Origin of the sequence: Hydrogenophaga sp., assembly GCF_041633695.1 — a bacterium.
Classification (GTDB): domain Bacteria; phylum Pseudomonadota; class Gammaproteobacteria; order Burkholderiales; family Burkholderiaceae_C; genus Hydrogenophaga.
This window is the reverse complement of record NZ_JBFJMY010000302.1, coordinates 1-5,231: the sequence shown is the minus strand read 5'-3', so window position 1 is coordinate 5,231 and position 5,231 is coordinate 1. Positions and strand designations below refer to the sequence as shown.

6 protein-coding genes are annotated in these 5,231 nt (G+C 62.8%); 2 read left to right on the top strand and 4 right to left on the bottom strand.

Going from position 1 to position 5,231, the window contains the following annotated elements:
* Nucleotides 1-186: hypothetical protein (locus ABYB95_RS16510; RefSeq protein WP_372659648.1), on the bottom strand; the 186-nt coding region annotated here is incomplete at its 3' end.
* Nucleotides 187-559: 373 nt separating this feature from the next.
* Between ABYB95_RS16510 and dusA the strand changes: the two genes are divergently transcribed.
* Both dusA and ABYB95_RS16500 read left to right on the top strand, forming a co-directional pair.
* Nucleotides 560-1,594, top strand: coding sequence for a tRNA dihydrouridine(20/20a) synthase DusA (dusA, locus tag ABYB95_RS16505; protein WP_372659647.1), 1,035 nt, complete (start codon nucleotides 560-562; stop codon nucleotides 1,592-1,594).
* A 59-nt stretch (nucleotides 1,595-1,653) separates the two neighbouring features.
* Nucleotides 1,654-2,097, top strand: coding sequence for an FKBP-type peptidyl-prolyl cis-trans isomerase (locus tag ABYB95_RS16500; protein ID WP_372659646.1), 444 nt, complete (start codon nucleotides 1,654-1,656; stop codon nucleotides 2,095-2,097).
* Between the two features lie 133 nt (nucleotides 2,098-2,230).
* On the opposite strand, the gene ABYB95_RS16495 is transcribed toward ABYB95_RS16500, so the two are convergent.
* From ABYB95_RS16495 to ABYB95_RS16485, 3 genes are all read right to left on the bottom strand, one after another.
* Nucleotides 2,231-3,976 (bottom strand): protein kinase, encoded by a 1,746-nt coding sequence (locus ABYB95_RS16495; protein ID WP_372659645.1) that lies wholly within the window; start codon nucleotides 3,974-3,976, stop codon nucleotides 2,231-2,233.
* Between the two features lie 60 nt (nucleotides 3,977-4,036).
* Nucleotides 4,037-4,849, bottom strand: coding sequence for a formate/nitrite transporter family protein (locus ABYB95_RS16490; RefSeq protein WP_372659644.1), 813 nt, complete (start codon nucleotides 4,847-4,849; stop codon nucleotides 4,037-4,039).
* Between the two features lie 123 nt (nucleotides 4,850-4,972).
* The coding region (locus ABYB95_RS16485; RefSeq protein WP_372659643.1) for a hypothetical protein at nucleotides 4,973-5,231 on the bottom strand (259 nt) is incomplete at its 5' end.

The window sequence follows — 5,231 nt, the reverse complement described above, 5'->3', positions numbered from 1 at the left end:
GGTGGCTGCGGTCAACAATTCGAACGCAAGCTGCTTGTTGGCGGGGTTGACGTCCAGCTTCAGGTCGGACAGAGCGACCACTTTGACCGGGGCAGCGCTGCCGCCACCGCCACAGGCGATCAGGGTAACGGCGGTGATGGCCGTGGCGGCCAGCAGGCCAAAGCGTTTGAACAGAGGTTGGGACATGAAGGTGTTTCTTTGAGGAGATGGTTGGAGGATGGTGAAACGCAGGGTGGCGTTGCGAAAAGACGCAACTCTAGCCAAAACGGTCTCGGTGAATGGGCCAAGAATGGCCGCGATTCACCGACAATTTCCGCGATCGGGAACGCAGAAACCGTGCCGGCTCATGACGCCGTTGGCTGTTTGCCAGGGGGGTGGCTGGCACGGCTGAGACGCCGGGGATGTTAACGGAGCGCCATGGCGCCGCTTGTCACGAACGACGCACAGCGCGAAATGGGGTGGAATACAACGCACGGTGGACCGGTGAAATACCCGGGGTATCGAAGCGGTGCCGAACCGCGCCCGAACGCGCTTGGCCGCACCACGGGATAATTGCGCCATGTCTGCCGTTATCCCCGATGCTTCCTTCTGGCGCTTGTCCGTCGCCCCCATGATGGGCTGGACCGATCGCCATTGCCGTTTTTTCCACCGTTTGCTGACACGGCGCACGCTGCTCTACACCGAGATGCTCACCACCGGTGCACTCATCCATGGCAACGCAGCCCAGCACCTGCGCTTCAACGAAGCAGAGCACCCGGTGGCGCTGCAGCTGGGCGGCAGCGATCCGGCCGATCTGGCCACTTGCGCGAAGCTGGGCGAAGCACGGGGTTATGACGAGATCAACATCAACTGCGGCTGCCCCAGCGAGCGCGTGCTGAAAGGTGCGTTTGGTGCCTGCCTGATGGGGGAGGCGGGCCTGGTGGCCGACGGCGTCAAGGCCATGCTGGACGTGGTGGACATTCCGGTGACGGTGAAGCACCGCATCGGTATCGACAAGATCGAAAGCTACGAATTTGTGCGCGATTTTGTCGGCACGGTGAGCGAGGCGGGCTGCAAGGTCTTTCTGGTGCATGCCCGTAACGCCTGGCTGCAAGGGCTTTCACCGAAAGAGAACCGCGAAATTCCACCGTTGCGCTACGAGCTGGTGTACCGACTCAAGCAGGACTTTCCGGAGCTGGTGATCGGTGTCAACGGCGGCATCACCACCCACGAGCAAATTGCCGGCCATCTGGCGCACCTCGATGGCGTGATGATCGGTCGCGAGGCTTACCACAACCCCTGGCTGATGACCCAGTGGGACAGTTTGTTCTACGGCGAAGCGGCACCTGACGAATCGCTCAACCGGGAAGCGGTGGAGCTGGCCATGGTGGACTACATGGAGCGCGCGGCAGCCGACGACGGTGCGCCCTGGTATTCCATTGCCAGCCACATGCTGGGTCTGCGGCACGGCTTGCACGGTGCGCGCAAGTGGCGCCAGGTCTGGAGCGATCACCGCTTGAAGGTATTGCCCGCGCGCGAAGTCTGGGCCATGGCGCAAGCCCATGTGGGGCGGGCCGAGGCCACCGATCACGATCTGCTGGCCGAGCGGGCTTGATGCACAATGCCGCAGCGGCCCTTTGGCCCCCTTTTTTTGTTCCAACCCAGGCTTTGAATATGAAACGTATCGCCTCGACTTTTCTCTGTTGCGCCGCCGGTTTTTTGAGCTTGCCCGCCGTGGCCCAGGACGCCACGCTGGCAGCTGCCGCGAAAGAAGCCGGTGCGGTGGTGACTTCCACCGGCTTGGTGTACCTGGCCGTGAACGAAGGCAGTGGCGCCAAACCGACCGCAGCCGACAAGGTGAAGGTGCACTACAAGGGCACGTTCCCCAGCGGCAAAGAGTTCGACAGCTCGTATTCGCGCGGCACACCGATTGAATTCCCGCTCAACGGTGTGATCCCGTGCTGGACCGAAGGCGTGCAACGCATGAAAGTCGGTGGCAAGGCAAAGCTCACCTGCCCCAGCGCCATTGCCTACGGCGAGCGCGGCGCGGGTGGCGTGATCCCACCCAACGCTACCCTGGTGTTTGAAGTGGAGCTGCTGGGCATCAACGGCCGTTGATGTCGGCGCCCGCGCGGCCAAGCGTGCGGGTTCTTTCTACAGGTCGGCTTCGTTGCCTTGGGCCCAGGGCATGCAGCGGCGCAGGACAAGGTCCTGCAGGCTGGAGCTTTCTTGGGCCAGCGCAGGTGCGCATTCAGGCGGACGACCGCGCCAGCGCCAACAGGCCGAGCAACAACAGCACGCACAGGGCCAGCGCCAGCGACACGGCTTTCCAGAACGCGAGGGGGTTGCGTTCTATCAGGGCCGGGCGGTTGCGGTTCAAGAATTCGCGGTTCGGGTGGCGCAGGTCGTACGCGAACTCCGACACCTCCTCGTAGCGCTTGGACGGGTCGGGGTGCAACGCCTTTCTGAGCACGCCATCGATCCACACCGGCAGTGCCCGTTCCTCGTCCAGCACCGAGCGGTAGAGCAGCCGCTTTTGATCGGCCAGGCTGCGGGTTTGCGAAACGGCAACGCCATAGGGCAGGCGCCCCGTGAACATCTGATAAGCGATAACGCCCAGCGAGAACAGGTCCGAGCGCGGCGTGCCGCTGTCCCCGAGGAAGTATTCGGGCGCGGTGTACTGCGCCGTGCCGAGGATGGGGTCGCGCTCGGCGGGTGAGGCCATCTCTTTGAGGCCCGCGACCTGCGCCGAGCCGAAGTCGATGATTTTCACCGTGCCGGTGCTGTCGATCATGATGTTGGCCGGTCGCACATCCTGGTGCAGCATTTCCATGCGGTGGAACGCCTGCAGGCCTTTGGCGATTTGTTCGACGATGCCCCGCACCGTCTCCAGGTCGGGCCTGGGGTGGTCGATCATCCATTGGGCCAGCGTCTGGCCCTCGACGTACTCCATGGCCACGTACAAGTGGTGGCGCTTGCGTTGCGGCACGAAGGCCTTGAGCACGTGCGCGCTGTTGACGCGGCGCGCCACCCACTCCTCCATTTGCAGGCGCTCCAGGTAGGCGGGGTCGGCCTGCAAGTCGATCGAGGGCGTTTTGATGACCACCTTTTGATCGGTTTCACTGTCCACCGCCAGGTAGATGTGGCTGCGGCTGCTGCCGTACAGTTCACGCACGATCCGGTAACCATCGAAGTCCATTCGGGCTTCCAGGATGCTGGGCACGGCCAGCCCGCTCAGTTGTTGGCCGAATTCGCTGAGGTCCTGGCCCGGCAGCTCGTCCACCCGCACGATCTGGATGCTCAGGTTGTCGGTGCTGCCGCGCTCGTAGGCGTGTTCGACGATGAGGCGGGCGGCCTGGTCGAGATCGGTCGGGTGCTCCTGGATGGCGCGCACCGCGAAGGCGGTTTCCAGGTGTTCGTAGACGCCGTCGGTCATCAGCAAGAAGGTGTCGCCGGGTTCGACCGGCTGCGACTGGTAGTCGATTTCCAGATGGGGGTGGATGCCCAGGGCGCGGCCCAGGTAACTTTGTTCGGACGAGACCCGAACCCGGTGGTCTTCGGTCAGTTGCTCCAGCGCATGCGCGTGCAAGCGGTAGATGCGGGTGTCCCCGACGTGGAAGAGGTGGGCCGTGCTGGACTTGATGACCACCACGCTGATGGTGCAGACATAACCCCGGTCTTTGTCGTACCGGTATTGGCTTTGCTGCGTTTGCGCGTGCAACCAGGAATTGGTGGCCGCCAGCACACGTTGCGCCGAGCGCTTCACGCTCCAGGCCTCGGAGGTGCAGTAGTAGTCCGCCAGAAAGCCCTGCACAGCCGCTGCGCTGGCGATCTGGCTGACTTCGCTGCTGCTGATGCCATCGGCCAGCGCGACCGCCACGCCCTTGGACAGCAAAGCCGGCCCTTCGGGGATGTGGGCGCCCTGAAAATCCTGGTTGATGGCCTTGCGGCCCTTGTCGGTGTGTTGGCCGACCGCGATCTTCAAGCTACTGACCATGTGCGTGCAAAAGCGGGTCCCACCGCGAACAACGGCGGGACCCGCTTGGGGTTGGGTGGTTTAGACGGCGTTGCGCTTGGGTGCGGTACGCACGTGGGTAGAGTACAGCGTGAGTCCGACGAAGGCCAGGCCGCCCACCAGATTGCCCAACACGGTCGGGATCTCGTTCCAGATCAGGTAGTCGTAGATCGAGAAGTTGCCGCCCAGCATCAGGCCCGATGGGAACAGGAACATGTTGACGATGGAGTGTTCGAAGCCCATGTAGAAGAACAACATGATGGGCATCCACATGGCGATCACCTTGCCCGACACATTGGTGGATACCATGGCACCCACCACGCCGGTGGAGACCATCCAGTTGCACAGCACGCCGCGGATGAACAGCGTCAGCATGCCAGCGGCGCCGTGCTCGGAGTAGCCCACGGTGCGCCCTTCGCCGATGTGGCCAATGGCTTTACCCACGGCATTGGGTTCGTTGTCAAAGCCGAAGGTGAAGATGATGGCCATCATCACCGCCACCAAAAAAGCGCCGGCGAAGTTGCCGATGAACACCAGACCCCAATTGCGCAGCACGCCGTTGACCGTGACGCCTGGTCGCTTGTCGATCAGCGCGAGCGGGCACAGCGTCATGACGCCGGTGAGCAGGTCAAAACCCAGCAGATAAAGAATGCAGAAACCCACGGGGAACAGGATCGCGCCTGCGAGCGGCTGGCCGGTTTGCACGTTGATGGTGACCGCAAAGGCCGCCGCCAGGGCCAGGATGGCACCGGCCATGAAGGCGCGGATGATCGTGTCTCGGGTCGACATGAAAATTTTGGCTTCACCGGCGTCCACCATCTTGGTGACGAATTCCGAAGGCACTAGATAGGCCATGATGCTTCCTTCAAAGGGTGTGGTTGAGGCGACTCTGCGCTCAAGTTGTTGTGATCCAAGGGCCTGTATGGGGCGGCATGCCGCTGGCCACCGAGCCACTGCATGGGTTGGCCGTCCGGCCTTTCAGGGTTGTGGGACTGTCCACAGCAAGCAGTACTTTTCGATCGGCAACTCCAAAAAAAAGGCGCCCATTCCCGCGCCACCCGTCAAAGGGGTTCGGAAATGGACGCCGTTGTCCAGTTGAATGCAGTGGGTGGCGCGCGAGCGCCATCGCCAGATGAAGCCGCCTTTAGCCCCATCCTTGTAGATGGATGACGCACGTTCTGTGCCAATACGCGAGCCGCGTTGCTGCACGCCTGGACGCGCAGGCGGCGTTCGCTGT

Coding starts and splice junctions, on each gene's coding strand:
- ABYB95_RS16495 (WP_372659645.1), bottom strand. CDS start 3,976: ATGGTCAGTAGCTTGAAGATCGCGGTCGGCCAACACACCGACAAGGGC.
- ABYB95_RS16500 (WP_372659646.1), top strand. CDS start 1,654: ATGAAACGTATCGCCTCGACTTTTCTCTGTTGCGCCGCCGGTTTTTTG.
- dusA (WP_372659647.1), top strand. CDS start 560: ATGTCTGCCGTTATCCCCGATGCTTCCTTCTGGCGCTTGTCCGTCGCC.
- ABYB95_RS16490 (WP_372659644.1), bottom strand. CDS start 4,849: ATGGCCTATCTAGTGCCTTCGGAATTCGTCACCAAGATGGTGGACGCC.